General features: G+C 67.7%; 12 protein-coding genes and 1 riboswitch. Of the genes, 3 read left to right on the forward strand and 9 right to left on the reverse strand.

The window, feature by feature from the left end; all coding sequences use genetic code 11:
* Positions 1-486: 486 nt before the first annotated feature.
* The 7 genes from D1610_RS07825 to D1610_RS07855 all read right to left on the reverse strand — a co-directional run bounded on the left by D1610_RS07825 (position 487) and on the right by D1610_RS07855 (position 13152).
* A complete protein-coding gene (locus tag D1610_RS07825; protein WP_222926961.1) occupies positions 487-1851 on the reverse strand; it encodes an HlyD family type I secretion periplasmic adaptor subunit in 1365 nt (454 codons plus the stop codon).
* Complete coding sequence (locus D1610_RS07830) at positions 1848-3602, reverse strand: type I secretion system permease/ATPase (protein ID WP_118863550.1); 1755 nt, start codon at positions 3600-3602, stop codon at positions 1848-1850. The genes D1610_RS07825 and D1610_RS07830 overlap by 4 nt, the downstream gene beginning before the upstream one ends.
* Before the next feature lie 80 nt (positions 3603-3682).
* Entirely contained in the window at positions 3683-9814 is a 6132-nt protein-coding gene (locus tag D1610_RS07835) for a peroxidase family protein (RefSeq protein WP_118863551.1), read from the reverse strand.
* Between the two features lie 251 nt (positions 9815-10065).
* Entirely contained in the window at positions 10066-10470 is a 405-nt protein-coding gene (locus D1610_RS07840) for a response regulator (protein WP_118863552.1), read from the reverse strand.
* 52 nt (positions 10471-10522) lie between these two features.
* Positions 10523-11275: a LuxR C-terminal-related transcriptional regulator gene (locus D1610_RS07845; RefSeq protein WP_182466740.1), complete on the reverse strand. Its 753-nt coding sequence runs from the start codon at positions 11273-11275 to the stop codon at positions 10523-10525.
* A gap of 183 nt (positions 11276-11458) precedes the next feature.
* Complete coding sequence (locus D1610_RS07850; protein ID WP_118863554.1) at positions 11459-12481, reverse strand: sensor histidine kinase; 1023 nt, start codon at positions 12479-12481, stop codon at positions 11459-11461.
* Positions 12478-13152 (reverse strand): response regulator transcription factor, encoded by a 675-nt coding sequence (locus D1610_RS07855; protein WP_118863555.1) that lies wholly within the window; start codon positions 13150-13152, stop codon positions 12478-12480. Before D1610_RS07855 ends, D1610_RS07850 begins: the two co-directional genes overlap by 4 nt.
* A 224-nt stretch (positions 13153-13376) precedes the next feature.
* Here D1610_RS07855 and D1610_RS07860 point away from each other — a divergent pair, with 224 nt between their 5' ends.
* Positions 13377-14234 carry an endonuclease/exonuclease/phosphatase family protein gene (locus D1610_RS07860; protein ID WP_118863556.1) on the forward strand — a complete coding sequence of 286 codons (858 nt, stop codon included), beginning with the start codon at positions 13377-13379 and terminating at the stop codon, positions 14232-14234.
* A gap of 74 nt (positions 14235-14308) precedes the next feature.
* Here D1610_RS07860 and D1610_RS07865 read toward each other — a convergent pair whose 3' ends face one another.
* On the reverse strand, positions 14309-15625 hold the full coding sequence (locus D1610_RS07865; protein WP_118863557.1) for an NAD(P)/FAD-dependent oxidoreductase: 1317 nt from the start codon (positions 15623-15625) through the stop codon (positions 14309-14311).
* 83 nt (positions 15626-15708) lie between these two features.
* On the opposite strand from D1610_RS07865, the gene D1610_RS07870 reads away from it, so the two are divergent.
* On the forward strand, positions 15709-17061 hold the full coding sequence (locus tag D1610_RS07870; protein ID WP_118863558.1) for a cytochrome P450: 1353 nt from the start codon (positions 15709-15711) through the stop codon (positions 17059-17061).
* Between the two features lie 150 nt (positions 17062-17211).
* Positions 17212-17293, forward strand: a riboswitch (ZMP/ZTP riboswitch).
* A gap of 19 nt (positions 17294-17312) precedes the next feature.
* The gene (locus D1610_RS07875; protein ID WP_118863559.1) at positions 17313-18011 is read left to right on the forward strand and encodes a DJ-1/PfpI family protein; all 699 of its coding nucleotides are present in this window, start codon (positions 17313-17315) and stop codon (positions 18009-18011) included.
* Positions 18012-18161: 150 nt separating this feature from the next.
* On the opposite strand, the gene D1610_RS07880 is transcribed toward D1610_RS07875, so the two are convergent.
* Complete coding sequence (locus D1610_RS07880) at positions 18162-18884, reverse strand: hypothetical protein (protein WP_118863560.1); 723 nt, start codon at positions 18882-18884, stop codon at positions 18162-18164.
* Positions 18885-18897 lie beyond the last annotated feature (13 nt).

Genomic DNA, 18897 nt, shown 5'->3' on the forward strand with positions numbered 1-18897 from the left:
ACGCGGAGGCGCGGAGACGCAGAGATGTGGTCCTGCCGCGCTGGCGGCTCTCATCTTCCTGAGGTTTTCGCTTGGCGCAGCGTAGAGAGGTGAATGCGCTTCGCGCAGGGCGCCGGCATCTCTGCGTTCTCCGCGCCTCCGCGTGAAAAACCGTCTTCGCGGCTTCGCGCCTTCGCGTGAACCAATCTTCCGACTCCATCCTAGGGTCCAAACTCACCCCGGCCGAAGTGCCGTCCTTCTTCTGCGCGCCGGAAGAAAGGACGGTGCTTCGACAAGCTCAGCACGAACGGGGTGAGGTGGTCGCGCCCATGTGAAATCGAGCGCAAGCCCCTTTAGGTCATCCTGTTCAGCCTGGATTCTCTCCTCTTCCGTCGCCCCTGCGCAGGCAGGGGCCTATCCCGACGTGCCCCGGACGGCGCCCGCCGACGGGTGGATGGGCCCCTGCCTGCGCAGGGGCGACAGGACTCCGCCTGAACAGGACGGATTCTAATTCTCGCGTCCCGCCACCCAGAGGCTCTGGACGATCGGGCTGACCAGATAGGACAGCGCGCTCCGTTCGCGCAGGGGGATGATGATCTCGACCGGCAGGCCGGCGCGCAGGCCGCCGTCGCTGCGGATGTTGCGGAGCTTGGCCAGCTCGCCCGCGGGAACCGCGATCTCGACGCGGAAGAACTGGGTTCCGGTGCGCTCGTCCTCGACGCTGTCCGCCGAGATCTTCGAGATGCGCCCGTGCAGGATGGGCATGTTGCGTTCCTGCAGCGCGGTGAAGCGGATCTGCGTTTCCATGCCGATCCTGAGATCGTCCGCGTCGTTGGGCGACACGCGGCCGTCGATCACCAGCCTGCGGTCCTGCGGCACGATCTCCATCAGCGTCTCGCCGGGGCTCACCACCCCGCCGACGGTGAAGATCTTCAGCCCGACGACCCGCCCGCCCGCCGGCGCGCGGACGACCGAGCGGTTGAGCTGCTCGCGCACCGCGACCAGCTTCGGCTGCAGCTCGTCGAGGCGGACCTGGACGTCGCGCAGCTGCGTCGCGACCTGCTCTATCATCTGCTTGTCGAGCGAGATCATCTGCATGCGCGCCTCGCCGATCGCCTCCGACGAGCGCGCGACATCGGCCTGGTAGGCGCCGTAATTGCCGCTCAGCTCGGCCGCGGCGCGCTCGATGCTGCGCACCCGGTTGATCGACACGAACCCCTTGGCGACCAGCGGCCGCAAGCCCGTGAGCTCCTCGCCGATCAGCCGCTGCTGCTCCTGGTTGGCGCGCATCTGGTGGTTGACGCCGCTGATCTGCTGCGAATGCTGGCGCACGCGCTGGCCGAGCACGTCGCGCTCGGTGCGCACGGCGTTGCGGCGCGCCTGGAACAGCATCCGCTGCCCGCGCATCGCATCGTCCGCAAAGCTGCGGTCGTTCGGGTCGAGCGCGTCGAATTCGGCGGGGGTCGCGACGCTCGCCGCGCCGCTGCGCTCCGCATCGAGGCGCGCGCGCTGGGCGAGCAGCGCGATCACCTGCCCGGTCAGCCCGCGCTCCACGCCGATCAGGTCCGAGGCCGAGATCGTGAGGAGCGCCTGCCCCTTCGTCACCTGCTGCCCCTCGACCACGTCGAGCGCGGTGACGATGCCGCCGTCGCGGTGCTGCACCGCCTGGCGGTTGCCGGACACGGCGACGACGCCCTGGGCATAGGCGCCGGCGTCCATCGGCGTGAGCGCGGCCCAGCCGAGCAGCCCCACGAAGAAGGCCGCCGCGATCCCGCCGCCGATCCACAATTCGCGGCGCGACGAATCGCGCGCCTCGGCCTCGTCGCGCCGTCCCTCGGGATGGACGGGCGGTTTCCAGGCCATGTCGGTCATCGGCGCGCTCCCCCATTGATCGGCACGACGTTGGGCCGCGCCTCGCCGTTGCGCAGCGCGGCGACCACCTCCTCGCGCGGGCCGAGATGCGCGGCCGCGCCCTCGTTCAGCACCAGCAGCGTATCGGCGTTGGACAGGATCGCGGCGCGGTGGGCGACGATCATGATCGCGGCGCCGCGCATCCTGGCGGCGGCGACGGCGCGGACCAGCGCCGCCTCGCCCTCGCCGTCGAGCGCGGAATTGGGCTCGTCGAGGACGACGATCAGCGGATTGGCGTAGAGCGCGCGCGCCAGCGCGATGCGCTGCGCCTGGCCGGCCGACAGGCGGTGGCCGCCGCCTTCGATGCCGGTGTCGTACCCGCCGGGCAGGCGCAGGATCAGCTCGTGCACGCCCGCCGCCTTCGCCGCCTCGACCACCTCCAGGTCGACGATCGGCGCCGGCACGCCGCGCGCGCAGGCGAAGCGCGAGATGTTGTCGCGGATCGTTCCCGGCAGCAGCGCGCAATCCTGCGGCAGATAGCCGACATATCGCGCCAGGAGCTCGGGATCCCAATCCTCGAACCGGGCGTCGTCGATGCGGATCTCGCCGAGATCGGGGGGAAGCGCGCCCGCCGCGACGCGCGCCAGCGTGCTCTTGCCCGAGCCCGAGGGCCCGATCACGCCGAGCAGCTGCCCCGGGACGAGCTTCAGCGACACGCCCTTCAGGATCGCCGCGCCCTGCGGATCGCGCACGACGACCCGCTCCAGCTCGAGATTGCCCTTGGGCTCGGGCAGCATGGTCCGGTGCGCGTCCTTGCCCGAGGTGCTGTCGAACAGCTCGCCCACGGTCGCCAGCGCCTGGCGCGATTGCATGATCGCCGGCCAGTGGCCGACGAGCTGCTCGACCGGCTGCAGCGCGCGGCTGAGCAGCACCGAGGCGGCGATGATGGCCCCCACCGAAATCTCACCCTTGACCGCGAGCCAGGCGCCGGCGCCGAGCGCGAGCGACTGCATGAACATCCGGACGAACTTGACCAGCGCATTGTATCGCGCGCCGGAGAATTGCGACGTCGCATTGGCGCTCAGCCCTTCGGCGCGCTCATCGATATGCTTCGCGACCAGCGCGCGGCGCATGCCCAATACGCGGACCAGCTCGGCATTGCGGAAGGTCGCCTCCTGCGAGGCATAGGCGGCCGCATTGGCCTGGTGGATGGCGCCGGCGCGCGCCTTGCCCCGCCGTTCGTTGGTCAGCGCAAGCCCGATCAGCACGGCGCCGCCGGCAAGGACCAGCAGGCCCAGCACCGGATGGATCAGGAAGGCGACGATCAGGTAGAGCGGCGTCCACGGCACATCGAACAGCGCGATCGTCGCCGGACCGCCCAGCACCTGGCGCAGGCCGTCGAACTCGCGCATCGCCTGGCCGGTCGAAGGCGCGCCCGCCTCCGCCCGCGACCGCGCCATCAGCCGGTTGAGGATCTCGTCGGAGAGCAGCCGGTTGAGCCTGAGCGACGCGCGGACCATGACGCGCGAACGGACCGCGTCGAGCGCCGTCAGCGTGGCGATCGCGACCGCGACGACCACCGTGATCCAGAACAAGGTCATGGTGCTGCCGGTCGGGACGACGCGGTCATAGACCTGCATCATGTAGATCGTCGGCGCGAGATAGAGGATGTTGACCCCGGCGCTGAGACCCGCGGCCAGGATGAAATGGGCGCGGCACGCGACCATCGCTTGTTCGAGCGGCTTCGGCACCGGCATCCAGAACAGACGCATAAACGATCCGATCGAGCTGTTGATGGTAACGCTCGCCGGACGCCGCTGGGGTACGGCGTCCGGCGCTCGATCTGATCTTGCTAGATCAGATAGTCGTAGTGGTGGAGCGACAGCGCCGACATCCGGGCATCGACAAGGCTATCGAAGTCCTGATAGTCGAAGGCCGGCGACCGCGCGAAGACGTGCTCCGCCTGCCTCGTGTCGCGAAGCGACACCACCGCCGGCAGCGCCGCATTCTCACCACCGAACCTGCCGACGACATCCCGGGCGAAATCGGCCCAATCGGGCAGCCGACCGGCTTGGGCGGCCGGAGCTCCGTCATGGCTGATCGACCCGTTCAGCACGTCTTGCGGACGCACCGCGCCGATCATCTTGTCGTTGCCGCCGCCGGCGTTGAACACGATGCGGTGATCCGACGTCAGCCCCGATATGTTGACCGTGTCGTTGCCCCGGCCGCCGTTCACCGTGATGGTGCTGAAGCTCAGGCTCGTCTCGGGCGCGTTGAAGTTGCCGACGACATTGATCGTGTCGCCGCCGTTCACGCCGCCGTTCGGCACGCCATTGCCGTCATTGGCGCTGACGTTGAGCGCGTTGACGCTGATCTCCTCGATATTGTCGAGTTCAGCGATCACCGAGGCGAAATTCGTCCCGTTGCGGGTGACGACGATCTCGGTGCCGGCCTGAAGCGAAGCGCCGTTGTTCCCGGCCAGGGCATCCCACGCCGCACGGGTGAAGATGGTGAACGTCTCCGCACCCGCGACGCCGGTCAGCTGATAGGTGTCGCTGCCGCCGCCGCCATCGATGAAGTCGCGTCCCTGGGTACTGGTCTGGTTGATCGTATCGTTACCGTCGCCGGCGAGCACGGTGTCGGCCCCGGCCATGCCGTTCAGCACGTTGTTGCCCGAATTGCCGGTAAGGACATTGGCGGACGCGTTACCGGTGCCGTTTATATTGGCCGCGCCGAGCAAAGTCAGGTTCTCAACGTCGTTGTCACTGATGGTGTATGCAGCCGCCAACGATCGTACGATATCGACGCCACCACCGACGCCGCCCGCTTCCGTGACGGTGTCGCTGGCATCGTGGACGGTGAAAGTGTCACTGCCCCCGGCGCCGTTGAGTACATTGGCCACACCTGCAACACCGATCAGCACATCGTTGCCGCTGCCGCCCATGACATTTTCGACATTGGCGATCGAGGCGAAGCCCGAGCCGGTGCCGGCGGTAAGATCGACCGTCACCGCCGCGGTTGTTCCGGTGTAGCTGATCGCATCGACGCCGCCCAGCAGATCGACGGTGACCGCCTCGACATTGCTGACGGCGCCGCCTTCGAGCTGGGTGATCGACGTGCCATTGAACACCACGTCCAGGACATGTGTGGTGTTGCCAGCGGCGGCGGTGACCACCAGCGTGTCCGTATCGGCCCCGCCATTGACGGTATCGATACCATCGCCGATCGCATACCGGATGGTGTCATCGCCGGCGCCGCCGTTTATGGCGTCGCCGCTCCCGCCGCCAACCAGATCATCATTTCCTGCACCGCCGTTGAGCGTGTCGTTGCCGGCCTGGCCGTACAGCGTATCGTCTCCGACGCCGCCGTTGAGCGTGTCGTTTCCGCCCGCGCCATAGATAATGTCGGTGGCGTTGCCGCCGTTGATCGTATTACCTCCGTTCGTGCCGGTGCGAATGGTGAACGTCTCGGTGAAAGACCCGCCGCCAGGTCCGGTTTCCAGCGCTCGGATATCGACCAGATAGGTCGCATTTGTTCCAAACCCGCCGGTGCGCGACACTGCGCCGGCCGCGGAGACCTGGATGTTCGCGTCGCCGCCGACCTTCGACCATGTGACAGGTGAGTTGTCGACGTCCACCGTCGCCAGATTGGCGATTACGACGTTCGATCCCGGCAAGGCTCCATCGGCGGGCCTGACGCCCAACCAACGGATGTCGGTGGGAGCGGTAAGTGTGACCGTCTGGTCGAGGAATTGCAGGGCCTCTACATTTCGGACCCTGTCGGTGCCGTCGCGATCGTCGACACTGTCGGTAACCGAAATGAAGCCGTCGCCATTCACGTCGGCGGCCGCGGTAATCACCACATCGCCAGCCAGAACGCGGCCCTCGATCAGATAATCGGCCAGATTCCCCTGGAACCTCGCGACATCCGTGTCGTCGAGCGAGTCACTGGACAGGATCTCCCGCACGATCGCCAGTTGACCGGGATTATAGGTGCGGTTGAACATCAGGGTGACGAGTTCGCTCATGCTGTCCGCCGTGGCGATTTCATCACCGACGCCGCCGTTCGGGCCGACCGATTCCCGCACGCTGATGCGCACGTTCAGCCAGCTGTCGCCGTCGATGATGTCGTCGCCACCCCGGCCGCTGATGACGTCGCTGCCGTCGCCGCCGAGGAGGATGTCGCCGGCGATGAACGAGTCGACGCCCGCGCCCAGCAGTTCCTGCAGGCCGTCGATGCGGGCGATGCCGTCCGCATCCAGCGCGCTGCCGCGATATCCTTCGGTGCCGCCTTGGGCGAACGGCAGGCGTTCGTCCGCGATGGTGTCGGCGCCCGTCAGGATGTCGTCGAAATGGGAGCCCGAGAGGCCTTCGATCGCCTCATAGGCGTCCAGCGTGGCATTTGCAGGCGGCGTCGGGTTCTCATCGAACACGATTCCCCGGGTCAGATCCGCGTCGACCCCGAAATCATTGTCCTTGTAGGTCGCCCAGTCCCAGCCGGACATGCCGGCCAGCTTGCCGCGGCCCGGGCTGCCGACCATGATGTCGTCGCCGCCTTCGCCGATGAACTCGTCGAACCCGCCGAGGCCGAAGAACACGTCGTGCCCGTCGATGCCGTCCTGGGCGAACACCTCGTCGAAATTGTCGCCGGGCGCGCCGTCGAAGGTGCCGTGCTCGATCCAGTCGTCGCCCTCGTTGCCGAGGATGCGTTCGGCGGTGATGTTGCCCAGGATGAAGTCGTTGCCTTCCCCTGCGAACACCTCCGATCCGGCATCGTTGCCCAGGACGATGAAGTCCTGGCCGCGCCCGCCGAGCACCAGGTCGAGACCCGGGCCGGTGTTGATGACGTCATGGCCGTCGCCGAGCTTGATGTTGTCGTCGCCGCCCAGATCGCGCACGACATCGTCGCCGTCGCCGGCATTGATGATGTCGTTGCCGGCGCCGCCTTCCAGCGTGTCGTTGCCGCCATCGCCAAAGATGGTGTCGTCGCCTTCGCTCGCGATGATGATATCGGCGCCGTCGGTGCCGCCCAGCACGACATGCTCGTCACCGGTATAGCGCAGATAGTTGGTGTCGGGACCAACGGTGCCCGGATTGTTGCGGATGACCAGCGGCGTCAGGATGCCGCCGCCGGTTGGATCGCCGCTCTCCAGATCGCCGTCGCCGTCCAGATCGTTGAACTGGCGGGTCGAGTCGACCTCCAGGATCAATCCCGGCCGCGAGAACACGTCCGACGGCAGATGCGTGGCATCGGAGTGCCGCATCATCATGCTGGCGAAGGAATTGCCCTCGAGCTCGCTGAACAGATGCAGGCCGTCGAGCCGCTGCAGATAGTAGAAGCGGTCGCCATTCTGCAGCTGCTCCATCTGCACTTCGAACACGAAGTTGAAGGTCGAGCCGAGCATGCCGCCGAACGGCAGGATCTTCTCGGCCAGGCCGCCGATCCACAGGTCGACATTGTCGAGGCCGGTGGTCGTCACGCCGTCGGGCGAGCTCGCCCAGGCGCCGGTGCTGTTGAGGAAGTCCTCCGCATCGGCGGGCACGCCCGTATCCCCGACACCCATATCGGTGCCGAAGATGATCTCCATCGCCGCGTTGCGCTTGCCCTCCACCGTGGTTTGCGAGGTGATCAGCGGATGCAGGCCATAGGCCGCGATGAAGTTGATGATCGACGCCTCGTTCTTGATGTTCCCGGCGAAGTCCACCCAGCTTTCATAGGGCTTGAGCCGGGCGTCGTTGTTGGTCACCTCGTAGAATTCGCGGCGAGCGGCGTTGAGCGACGGAACGCCCGTGTCGCGGCCGCGCGCGAGGTTGATCGTCGCGAGATCGAGCGGCAGGCCGAGCAGGTTGTTGCGCAGCGCGCTGGTGACGAACTCGTCGATCTCGTTGCCGACCTGGCGGGTCATGCCGCGGATGATGTCGCCGGCGGCGAGGCCGTCCTCGATCGCGCCGTTGACGCCGTTGAACTGCACGGGATTGAGGAAGCCGTCGATCAGGGAGATGTCGTTCGGCGTGAAGGTCGGGCCGAACCGATCGATATCCTCGGTCAGCATCGAATGGCCGAAGCGATAGACGACGTGCGCGAACTCCGCGACGATATCGGGATTGATCGTGGTGTCGAAGCCGTCGGGCACGATGAAGGCATCGACCTGCGGCTGGATCTTGCGCGCGAATTCTTCGAACACGAGGTGCTGATACTGCATCTCGTTGCCGAACCTCGCGGCCTGGAACAGGCGTTCGCCATCCCACACCAGCGCGGCGATCTCCGCGGGGGTGTCCGGCACCGAGGTCACGTCGTCGATCAGCCATTCGTTGAGGAACGCCACGGCATCGGCCTGCGATGCGCCGCCGGCGAGCATCGCCGCCGCATCGGCAAGGGTGACCTCCTTGGTGTGATCGACCAGGCGGTTGTGTTCGGCATGGAACACATGGTGGACCGCGGTCAGGCCGACATTCTCGTTCACCCGGCCGTCGCCCGCCATGAAGTGCGCGTCGAGCAGCTCGTCGTCATAGACCAGCGGGTTGTTGCCCGGGTTGAGCAGACCGATGGTGATGTCGCCGTCTTCCAGGCCGTTGGGCACGGCGGTGTGCGCGATGTCGGCGAGGAAGGCGTGGCCCGTGCGGATCGCCGCGGCCAGGCCGACGGGCGCGTCCGGCGTGCCGGAGATGACGACATCGTCGGCCGTGTTCGGAATCCCGTCAAGACCGATGCCGGTGATGACCTGGGCGTAACCGTCCGCGTTGGGAATGAAGTTGCCATATTGATCGGTGCGCAGCAGCGGCACGTTGCCGACATCGTCATCGGTCAGCAGGATGCCGAGCATCAGCGCCTGCGCCTTGACCTCGCCCCAGGTGGCCATGCCGCCCGGAGACCCGCCCGCGCCCTCGATCAGCTTGCCGGTCGCGACCGGCTCGCCGTCGGCGTTCACCATATATTGCCGCAGGAAGACCTGGTGCGACGAATGCGACGCATAGGTCTGGTTCTGATCGACGAAGGACGTCGTGTTGTTGACCGGCCCGACATCGTCGGCGGTGCCCATGATGCCGTCCTCGCCGGCGGACACGGTGGCGCGCGTCAGCACCATGAAGTTGGTGTGGCTGCCCTCGACATAGAGCGGATCGTCCGGCTGCAGCGGGATGAACACCGTGCCGCTGCCGCCCTTGGCGACGAGATCGAGACCGTGATCGAAGAACTGCCCGAACAGGGTGAACCACGAGTTGAACGACGCCGACAGGCCGCCGTCCGGCGAGATGTTGGGAAGATGGACGTTGTCGCCGTCCATGGCGATGCCATAGGGCGCGAGCGCGGCGTCGCGCACCACGCGCGCCGCGTCCAGATCGGCGACGGTAACGTCATGCGCAGCCGTGGCCGCGGCGAGCGCGGCGGCGGCGGCGGCTTCGGCCGGGGTGGTCGTCCCGGGATCGCCGTCATCGGCTTCGACCGCGGCGGTCTCGGCGTTCTGCTTGACCACCCGGGCCTGGTACTCGGCATCGGAGGCCGGCTTGAACGCCTGATAGATCACGGTGATCGCGGCCAGATCCGCGAAGGGATCGGCGCTGCCGGCCCGGTCGAGGCCTTCGAGGATCGCCGCCGGGTTGCCCAGCGTCTGATCGACCAGCAGGTTGGAGATCGTCCGCAGGCTGCTGTCGAACACCAGCGAATCGGGATCGTTCGAGGGGTTGTAGTTTGGCGCCGTCGGCATGGGCGGTGCGCCGCCGGGGCCGTCGGGATCGAACGCCGTCCCGTCCGCGGGGCGGTAGACCGGGTCGAGCAGGGTCGGGAACTCCACGTCGGACGCGCCCCACCGCTCCTGGCCCGGCAGCAGATGGTTGTAGCTTCCGTCGACGGTGCGCAGCCCCCAATGGATGTTATAGGCCGGGATCTGGCCGCCGGGACCATAGAGGGGCGTTCCGGCCGCGTGCGCCTCGGCAATCTTGATCTGCTGGAGAATGAACTCGAGATCGCTCCTGATGAAATCAACCATCACGCCCTCCGTTGCGAAGCCGGCACCCTTTTCCCGCCCGAACCCCCACGGCTCGGGACGGTCATGCTCAAACTGTGTTCAAGCCCGCTTCTTCGGATGGAATTTTGCGCGGAGATTCGCCCAAGACCAATTGGGCTGAAGCATTAAAGCCGGAAGGACTAGTCCTCTATGACTTGCTTGGCCGGTACTATGACCTTCGTCGTAGCCATCTTAACTTGTGTGATATTTTCCAGCGCGTTCAGCAGCTTTGCTCAATAGAGCATGAAGCCGGCGTTCGCGCCGGCGACGGACGGCTCGCTTCCGGCCAGCCGGGTGGCCGCCGCCTCCAGCGCGGCGTGCACGGCCTCGAGCGTGCAGGGCTTCTCGATGCAGCCGAGCGCGAATTCGGGCATCGCGAAAGGCGGCGCGCCGCCGGTGACGAAGATGCAGCAGATATCGCGCCGGTTGAGCTCGCAGGCGACGCCGTAGCCCGAGGATTCGCGCGCCAGGGCGATATCCACCAGCGCGAGGTCGATACGCTGTTCCGCCGCGGCGCGCATCGCGCCCGCCAGATCGTCCGCCACCGCAGTCACGCGGTATCGCCCGTCTAGCTCGACGAGTGCGCTCAGCATCTGCGCGACCGCGGCATCGTCTTCGACGATCAGGGCGCTCAACATAACAAGCTCCTTGGCGTCGCGGCGCTCCCGGGCGGCGCAACGACCGATATCGTCAGCTGGCGAGCGGAAGCGGCTCCGGTCCGCCCGCGGGGCCGGCGCCCCGCCCTCGCCGTTCGGGCGCGAACAGGCCCGGGATGAAGGCGCCCCGCATGGCCTCCGGCTCGGGCAGATTGTGCAGCGCCGCCGCAGCGCTGACGCGGTTGTGCACGCCAAGCGCGCGGAACGCGGCGGTGATGTGTACCTTCACCGTGCCTTCCGCGATGCGCAACGCGCGCGCGATCTCCTTGTTGGACCGTCCCGCCGCGAGCAGCCCCAGCACCTCGAACTGCCGGTCGGTAAGGCTCTGATCGTGCGGCGCGACGTTGCGCTGCGCCGACGCCTGCGGCTTGGCGCAGACATCGCTGACCAGCGCCGGCACATAGATATGCCCGGCGAGCACGCTGCGGAATGCATCGAGCATCTCGCTCGCCGGCAGGTCCTTGGGCACATAGCCATGGACGCCCGCGCACAGCGCATCGAGCACGGATTGGCGGTCGCGCGTCGCGGCGACGATGACGACGCGAAGCGATGGATGATCCAAGCGCATCTGGCGGATCTTCTCAGGTCCGCGCATGCCCGGCAGGTCGAGGTCGATCGTCACCAGCGCGATGCCCGGGTTGCGGGCGATCGCCGCGACCATGTCATCGAAGCTGCCCGCCTCGTCGACCGTGGCGATGCCCAGGTCGCGGCTGAACATCGCCGCCAGCCCGGCGCGGCAGAGCAGCTGGCCGTCGGCCACCAGAATATGGTTCGGAATCCCCTCCACGTCAGTTCCCCACAAAATGACGCTGAATTCGGCTCGAAGTCGATTGTCTTCAAAGATTTCGGTCAGAATCGCAGCCAGGTTATTATCCCAGGTTAAGTGTTCTGTCGTCACCTTACCCGAAACGACTCGCGACTGGGATTATGCATAGCCGGTTAACCTGACGGCAGCCTGACGAGCACTTTCCTATACTTCGGATGTGCCGGGATCCGGTAAGACGAGAACAATTTCCCTTTGTTTGGGAATGGTCTGCAGACTGCCGCCATGGACGGTAATAATACGCGAAACGATCGAAAGCCCCATCCCCGCACCGCCGACATGATCCGGATCGGACCGGGGCAGCCGGCGGACTCGGCGGTCGAGCTGCTCCGCGGTCAACCCCGGCCCTTCGTCGCGGACACGAAACTGCCGGCCTGGGCCGACCAGCACGAACACCGTCCCCTTTGTCGGCGTGGCGCGCAGCCCGTTCTCGACCAGGTTGCGCATCGCCGCGCGGAGCAGTTCGCGGCGCGCCATCACCATTCCGCTCTCGATCCGGTCGAACACGATTTCCTTGCCCTGCTCCAGCGCGATCGGCGCGAGCCATATGACGACATCTTCGGCCAGCTCGGCCAGGCTCACCATCTCCAGCGGCACCGGGGCGGTGGCGTGCGCGTCGACCTGCGCAGTCAGCAGCATCTGGTCGAGCAGCCGGCTCATTTCCTTGACATCCCCCTTCAGACGCGCGGCGTCGGGGCCGCCCAGCCGGTCGAGCTCGAGCATGAGGATGGCGAGCGGCGTCTTAAGCTCGTGCGCGGCTTCGGCCGCCGCCGTCTCGCGCCGGTGCGCCACATCGTCCAGCCGGCCGAGCAGGTTGTTGATCGCATCGGCAAACGGCAACAGCTCAGCGGGGAAGCCGGTGGTGTCCAGACGAAAGCCGCGCTCGGTGCCCTTGACCGCGTCGATATGCCGGGCGCTTGCCGAGAGCGGTTCCAGCGACCTGCGCACGACGAGCCGGATGCCGAGATACATCGGCAGCATCAGCAATATCAGCGGCAGCACGACGTGCTCGGCGATCTCGAGCCATTCGCCGCGCCAGCCGACCTGCGCGGATTGCTGTTCGAGCAGCACATCGACGTCCAGGCTGACGAAGGCGATCAACGCCAGCCCGCCGGTCAGCCCGACTATTGTCAGCCCGCGCGTCAGCCGGTCGGAAACCGCCTCCCTCACCGCGCCTGGTCCCTCAGCATATATCCCGTGCCGCGAATGGTGATCAGCACCTCGCCCGCGCCGGCCGCGAGCAGCCGGTGGCGCAGCCGCGAGACGATCGCCTCGATCGCGTTGGGCGTCACCGGATCCTCGAAGGAATAGAGCGCTTCGGTGATCGCCGTCTTGTTCACCACGGTGCCGGCGCGCCGCATCAGCAGTTCCAGCAGATCGGCCTCGCGCCGGGTCAGCTCGATATCGCGTTCGCCGTTGCGCGCGGTTCGCCCGGCGGTGTCGAACTGCAGATCGCCGATCCGCATCACCGGCGCGTTGCGATAGCCCGGCCGGCGAAGCAGCGCGCGGAGCCGCGCGGCGAGTTCGGCGATGTCGACCGGCTTGACCAGATAATCGTCGGCCCCCGCGTCGAGCCCGGCGACGCGATCGCCCAGCGCATCGCGCGCGGTCATGACCAGGATCGGCAGATCGAGCATGTTCGCATTGGCGCGCAGCCACGCCAGCCCGTCGCCGTCGGGCAGGCCGAGATCGAGGATCATCGCGTCGTAGGTCGCGGTCCTGAGCGCCTGTTCGGCATGGGCGAGATTGCCGGCGCGGTCCACGGCGAAGCCCTTTTCGGCGATGCCGCGCGCGAACAGCCCGGCCAGACGGGCGTTGTCCTCTACGATCAGGACACGCATCGGCCCGCGATCGCCGAGGTGCGGCCACAGCCGCACAGCTTCAGGAACGCATCCTTCCCCACAGCCCAGCCTCCCCCCTCGACCGACGGACAGATATTATCGCAGATCGGGGACGAAAGCGATGCGCCACATTGACACGGCCCTTGGCCTGGCCCGGACCCGTCTTGTCGCCGGCGCGCACCGAATTCTGGCAATCGGCGGAGCGGCCGGTATAGCGTGGCGCGATGAGCAGATTGACATGGATATCGCTGGCCGTCGCGGCCCTGTGCCAGATCATGCTGGGCGCTGGCATCGCGCAGGCGCGCGACGGCACGATCGAGGTGATGAGCTTCAACGTCCGGCTGCCCATCGACAAGGGGGTCAACAGCTGGGAGCGCCGGCGCGGCCTCGCCGCCGAGATGATCCGCCGGATCGCGCCCGATGTGATCGGCACGCAGGAGCTGCACAAGCGCCAGGGCGACGATATCGTCCGCCTGCTGCCCGCCTATGGCTGGATCGGCATCGACCGGCGCGGCGGCCATGACGACGAGCATATGGGGCTGTTCTACCGCCGCGACCGGCTGAACCTGATCGAGTTCGGCAATTTCTGGCTGTCCGACACGCCCGACGTGCCGGGCAGCATCAGCTGGGGCCATCCGCTGCCGCGCATGACGACCTGGGCGCTGTTCGAGACCAAGGACGACAAGCGCCGCTTCTATGTGCTCAACACCCATTTCCCCTATCGGGCGGAGGACGAGGACGCGCGGATGAAGGGCGCGCTGATGCTGCGCCAGCGCATCGACGCGTTGCCCGCGGACATACCGGTCGTGCTGACCGGCGATTTCAACACGACGCCCGACAGCCAGATCCACGCCGCGCTGACCGAGCGGTTGGCGGACGTGCGCATCGCCGCGCCGTCGCGATCGGGGCCGGACGACACCTTCCACAACTTCACCGGCAAGGCCGATCGCCGGATCGACTGGATCCTGACCCGCGGCCTCGATGTGCGGAGCACCCAAACGGTGACCGACCATCGCGGCGAGATGCAGACCTCCGATCACTTCCCCATAGTCGCGACCCTGGCCTGGCCGACGTCTCGGTAGGATGATCCTCCTTTATGGGAGACCTGGGCGCGTAGCGGCCTGGTCTCCGTTGGAGGGGATGGGGCTCAACCGCTCTAATGCAGCTTCAGCCGCGGGCGGATGATGGCGTTGACCTGGCCGATGGCGATCAGCGCGAGGCCCTTCAGCCAGCCGTGGATGGCGATCAGGTGCATCCGGTAGAGCGAGGTGTAGACGAAGCGCGCCAGCCGGCCCTCGATCGCCATGCGCCCGCCGACGAGATTGCCCATCAGGCTGCCGACGGTGGAAAAACGGCTGAGCGACACCAGCGAACCGTGATCGTGATAGCGGAACGGGCGCAGCGGCTTGCCGTCCTGAAGCGCGATCAGGTTGCGATAGGCGGTCGCCGCCATCTGGTGCGCCGATTGCGCGCGCGGCGGCACCGGGCGCTCGTCGCCGGGCAAGTGGCAGAAGGCGCAGTCGCCGATCGCGAAGATGCGATCGTCGTTGGAGGTCTGCAGCGTCGGGCGGACGACGAACTGGCCGGCGCGGCTGCGCTCCAGCCCGTCATCGTCGCCGCCGGCGAGCGGCGCGGCCTTCACCCCCGCCGCCCAGACCTTGAGATTGGCGGGCACGCGCGCGCCCGACTTGAGCAGCACCGCGTCGGCGGTCACCTCGGTCACCGGCGTATCGGTCAGGACCGTGACGCCGAGCGCCTCCAGCTCGGCCCTGGCCGCCTCGGCCAGCCGCTCGGGCAGCGCCGGCAGGATGCGCGGGCCGGCCTCGATCAGCGTGACGCCGAGGCGCCCTTCGTCGAACACCTCGAGCCCGTAATGACGGAGCCCGCCCGCGGCGTTGTAGAGCTCGGCGGCGAGCTCGACCCCGGTCGCGCCGCCGCCGACGATGGCGATGTTGACATGCGCGTCGCTCGCCGGATCGGCGAGCATCTCGTGCGAGACGCGCAGGCAGTGGTTGAGCAGCCGGTTGCGGAAGCGGTCCGCCTGGGGCCTCTCATCGAGGAAGATGCAATGCTCGCGCGCGCCGGGCGTGCCGAAATCGTTGCCGACCGATCCCATCGCCAGCACCAGATAGTCGAAGCGCAGCCGGTGGCGCGCGATCAGCTCGCTGCCGTCCTCGTCATAGAGCGGCGCGATGACGATCTCGCGCGTGTCGCGGTCGATCGCCTCCAGCGCGCCGAAGAAGAAGCGATAGCCCCAGCGGTGGCAATGGCTGCGATAGCCGACCTCGTCCAGATTGGCGTCGAGCGATCCGGTCGCGACCTCGTGCAGCAGCGGCTTCCACACATGGGTGTGGTTCTTGTCGACCAGGATGATGTCGTGCCGCTTGCGGCCGTAGCGCGCGCCCAGCCGCCGGGCGAGCTCCAGCCCGCCCGCGCCGCCGCCGACGATGACGATCTGGGTCTTCTTCGTCATCGCATCACCCCGCAAATGTCCCCGGACGAACATCGCTGGCGGTGACGCGATGCATAGCCGGTCCGGCGATCTATATTCGCCGGATGACCGATTCGGCGACCCGTTTCGTTCCAGCCCATCCGCCCCGGCCCGAGACGTTCGGGCCGTGGTGGTCGGGCTTCTTCGGCGAGCGGGCGCGCAATTCGGTGGCGGGCTGGTCCAAGCTCGCCTTCGAGCAATGGCATGTCAGGCGGCGGATGATGCGGCTCGTCATCCATTTCCCGCGGCATCCGGATGCGGTCGAGCGGGTGCTGCTGACCAACGCGGCCAATTACCAGAAGCCGCGGATCATCAAGAAGCTGCTGATGCCGATGCTGGGGCGCGGGCTGCTGACTGCGGATGGCGAGCTGTGGCGATCACAGAGGAAGGTGGTGGCGCCGAGCTTCGCGCCCGGCGCGGTCGCGCGGCTGGCGGGGACGATGGCCGGGGCGGCCGAGCGGCAGATGGCGGACTGGCCGACGAGCGGGCGCATCGACATCGCCCATGCGGCGACCGAGACGACGATGCGGATCATCGCCGACGCGCTGTTCTCGGACGATGCGCGGCTGACCACGGCGGAGGCCAGCCGCCACATCACCGCCGCGCTGGAGGCGGCGGGGGCGGCGCGGCTTTCGGCGTTGTTCGGGCTCAACCCGCTGCCGATCACGCGGAGCGTGCGGGTGGGGCAGCGCGGGCGGCGCTATCTGCGCGAGACGCTGACCAGCATCGTCCGCGAGCGCGGGCCGGAAGGCGGCGACGACTTCCTGGGCGGGATGATCCGCGATCTCAATGCGCGCTTTCCGCCCGCCGAGGCGACGATGCTGGCGATCGACAATGCCGCGACCTTCTATCTCGCCGGGCATGAGACGACCGCCAACGCGCTCGCCTGGGCGATCTACCTGCTGGCGGGCGACCAGAGGGCGCAGGACCGCGCGCGCAACGAGGCGCTGGCGGCGGTGGCGGGCGATCCGGCGACGCTGGCCGACCGCCTGCCCTATCTGCGCCAGGTGCTCGACGAGACGCTGCGGCTTTATCCGCCCGCGCCGCGCTTCGATCGCGAGGCGGTGGCGGCGGACATGCTGCACGGGGAGCCGGTCGGGCCGGGCGATCTCGTCTCGATCTGGCCGTGGCTGATCCATCGGCACCGGCAATTGTGGGACGACGCCGACGCGTTCGATCCCGAACGCTTCGCGCCCGGCCGCGAGGCGGCGCGGCATCGGTTCCAGTACATCCCCTTCGGCGCTGGGCCACGCACCTGCGTCGGCGCGCGCTTCGCCATAGTCGAGGCGCTGGTGATCCTGACGCATTGGCTGTCGGCGCGGCGGTTCGCGTTGGTCGAAGGCCACACGGTCGAGCTGCACGGCAGCGTGACATTGAGGCCTAAAGGCGGGCTGCCGGTGATGGTGAGCGCCATCTGATTCAGCGTCGCCCCTGCGAAGGCAGGGGCCGCTGGGTTTGTGGCGCTTCCGACGTCGCGCTTGCCGACTGAGGCCCCTGCCTTCGCAGGGGCGACGCGGTCCTATGCAGTCAGGCGGGGTTGGTTGACGGCGAGGTTTGCGTTATCCTCGCACCGTCCGCGTGACTGGCGCGAAAGGTGGAGCACCACCGGGGAGCGCGGGCTTGCTGAGCCGCGGCGCCTGGGCATCCTCTTGCTTGAAGGAGGCCCGTCATGGCCGAACTGTCTCCGATTTCCGTCGCGTTCCTGCTGTTTCCCGGCGTCACCCAGCTCGACCTGACCGGGCCGGCGCAGGTGCTGTCGCGGCTGGGCAACGTCACGCTCGACCTGGTGTGGAAGGACAGGGCGCCGGTGATGACCGACGCCGGGTTCGCGATTGCGCCCACCGCGGCCTTCGCCGACGTGCCGCGCGCCGACATCCTGTGCGTGCCGGGCGGGATCGGCGTCGCCGGGGTGATGGCCGACGATGCGGCGATGGCCTGGGTCGAGGGCGTCGGCACCGCCGCGCGCTGGGTGACGAGCGTGTGCACCGGATCGCTGGTGCTGGGCGCGGCTGGGCTGCTCAAGGGATACAGGGCGACGACGCATTGGGCGTGGCACCATCACCTCGCCCTGTTCGGCGCGGAGCCGGTCAAGGCGCGCCACGTGATCGACCGCAACCGCATGACCGGCGGCGGCGTCACCGCCGGGATCGACTTCGCCTTCGCGCTGATGGCAGAGGTGCGCGGGCCGGACCACGCGCGGATGGTCCAGCTCGGCCTGGAATATGATCCGCAGCCGCCGTTCGACGCTGGGTCGCCCGAGCGCGCGGGCGAGGCTCTGGTCGCCGCCTATGCGCGGCGGATGGAGGCGCTGGCGCCCGGGCGCGAGGCGGAGCTGCGCGCGGCGGCGAAGCGGCGGGGGTTTGCTTAAATCCTCCCCCAGCTTGTCTGGGGGAGGGGGACCGTCCGAAGGACGGTGGAGGGGGAAGCCACAAGCGGCGCGCTCGCGGCAAGCCCCCTCCACCACGCTGCGCGTGGTCCCCCTCCCCCGCTAACGCGGGGGAGGAATTGGTTCGGTTTGCTACTCCCCCATCCGCAGCACCGCCATCGGGGCGGCCTTGGTGAGGGGGGTGGCGCGCCAGGTTATGGACTTGCGCGTCCCTTCCGTCGTGGCGCCGTCCTCGCTGTTCTGGCTGACGATCTCGGCGTCGGTCGAAAGGGTGAAGCTGCCGTCGAGCTTGGCCGCGGCATCGGGCTGGGCCGGGGCGCCGCCGTCCGACCGGTTGGCGAAGGCGGGCGCGGTCATGCGGACGGTGCCGTTCTTCTTCAGCTCGATCGCGATGAAGGGGAACATCACCTCGGCCTCGCTATTGAAGGGGTAGATGAAATTGTGGGTCAGGCGGCCTTCGATCGCATAGTCGATCAGGAACCTGCCGTCGCCGGCATATTCGACCTTGCGATAGCCCGCCTCCTTTGCGAGCGCCTCGGCGATGGCGCGGTTCTTGGCTTCGGTTTCGGCCTTCTTCGCGGCCGCCCCATCCTCCTCCTGCTCCTGGGCAATCGGTTCGAACGTCGCGCCGTCCGAATCGGGATCGTCGGTCATGCCCTCGCTCAGGCCTTCGGCCATGCCTTCTGCAAACGCATTGCCCACATCGATCGCATGGACCTCGCCGACATAGGTGAAGGCGAAGCTGCGATCGGCGTCGATCCGCAAGGTGGAGACGAACTTGCCCGGCGTGATGACGCAGCTGGCGAGGAGAATCGGCGCTGCGAGCGCGAGCGCGATGCGGGTGAAATGCAACATGGCTTGCCCCCCG

The sequence above is a fragment of the Sphingomonas gilva genome (assembly GCF_003515075.1).
Lineage (GTDB): Bacteria > Pseudomonadota > Alphaproteobacteria > Sphingomonadales > Sphingomonadaceae > Sphingomonas > Sphingomonas gilva.

What these genes read in the sequence shown, in the direction of transcription:
- D1610_RS07825 (WP_222926961.1), bottom strand. Translation starts at nt 1,851, where the DNA reads ATGACCGACATGGCCTGGAAACCGCCCGTCCATCCCGAGGGACGGCGC.
- D1610_RS07830 (WP_118863550.1), bottom strand. Translation starts at nt 3,602, where the DNA reads ATGCGTCTGTTCTGGATGCCGGTGCCGAAGCCGCTCGAACAAGCGATG.
- D1610_RS07835 (WP_118863551.1), bottom strand. Translation starts at nt 9,814, where the DNA reads ATGGTTGATTTCATCAGGAGCGATCTCGAGTTCATTCTCCAGCAGATC.
- D1610_RS07840 (WP_118863552.1), bottom strand. Translation starts at nt 10,470, where the DNA reads ATGTTGAGCGCCCTGATCGTCGAAGACGATGCCGCGGTCGCGCAGATG.
- D1610_RS07855 (WP_118863555.1), bottom strand. Translation starts at nt 13,152, where the DNA reads ATGCGTGTCCTGATCGTAGAGGACAACGCCCGTCTGGCCGGGCTGTTC.
- D1610_RS07860 (WP_118863556.1), top strand. Translation starts at nt 13,377, where the DNA reads ATGAGCAGATTGACATGGATATCGCTGGCCGTCGCGGCCCTGTGCCAG.
- D1610_RS07865 (WP_118863557.1), bottom strand. Translation starts at nt 15,625, where the DNA reads ATGACGAAGAAGACCCAGATCGTCATCGTCGGCGGCGGCGCGGGCGGG.
- D1610_RS07870 (WP_118863558.1), top strand. Translation starts at nt 15,709, where the DNA reads ATGACCGATTCGGCGACCCGTTTCGTTCCAGCCCATCCGCCCCGGCCC.
- D1610_RS07875 (WP_118863559.1), top strand. Translation starts at nt 17,313, where the DNA reads ATGGCCGAACTGTCTCCGATTTCCGTCGCGTTCCTGCTGTTTCCCGGC.
- D1610_RS07880 (WP_118863560.1), bottom strand. Translation starts at nt 18,884, where the DNA reads ATGTTGCATTTCACCCGCATCGCGCTCGCGCTCGCAGCGCCGATTCTC.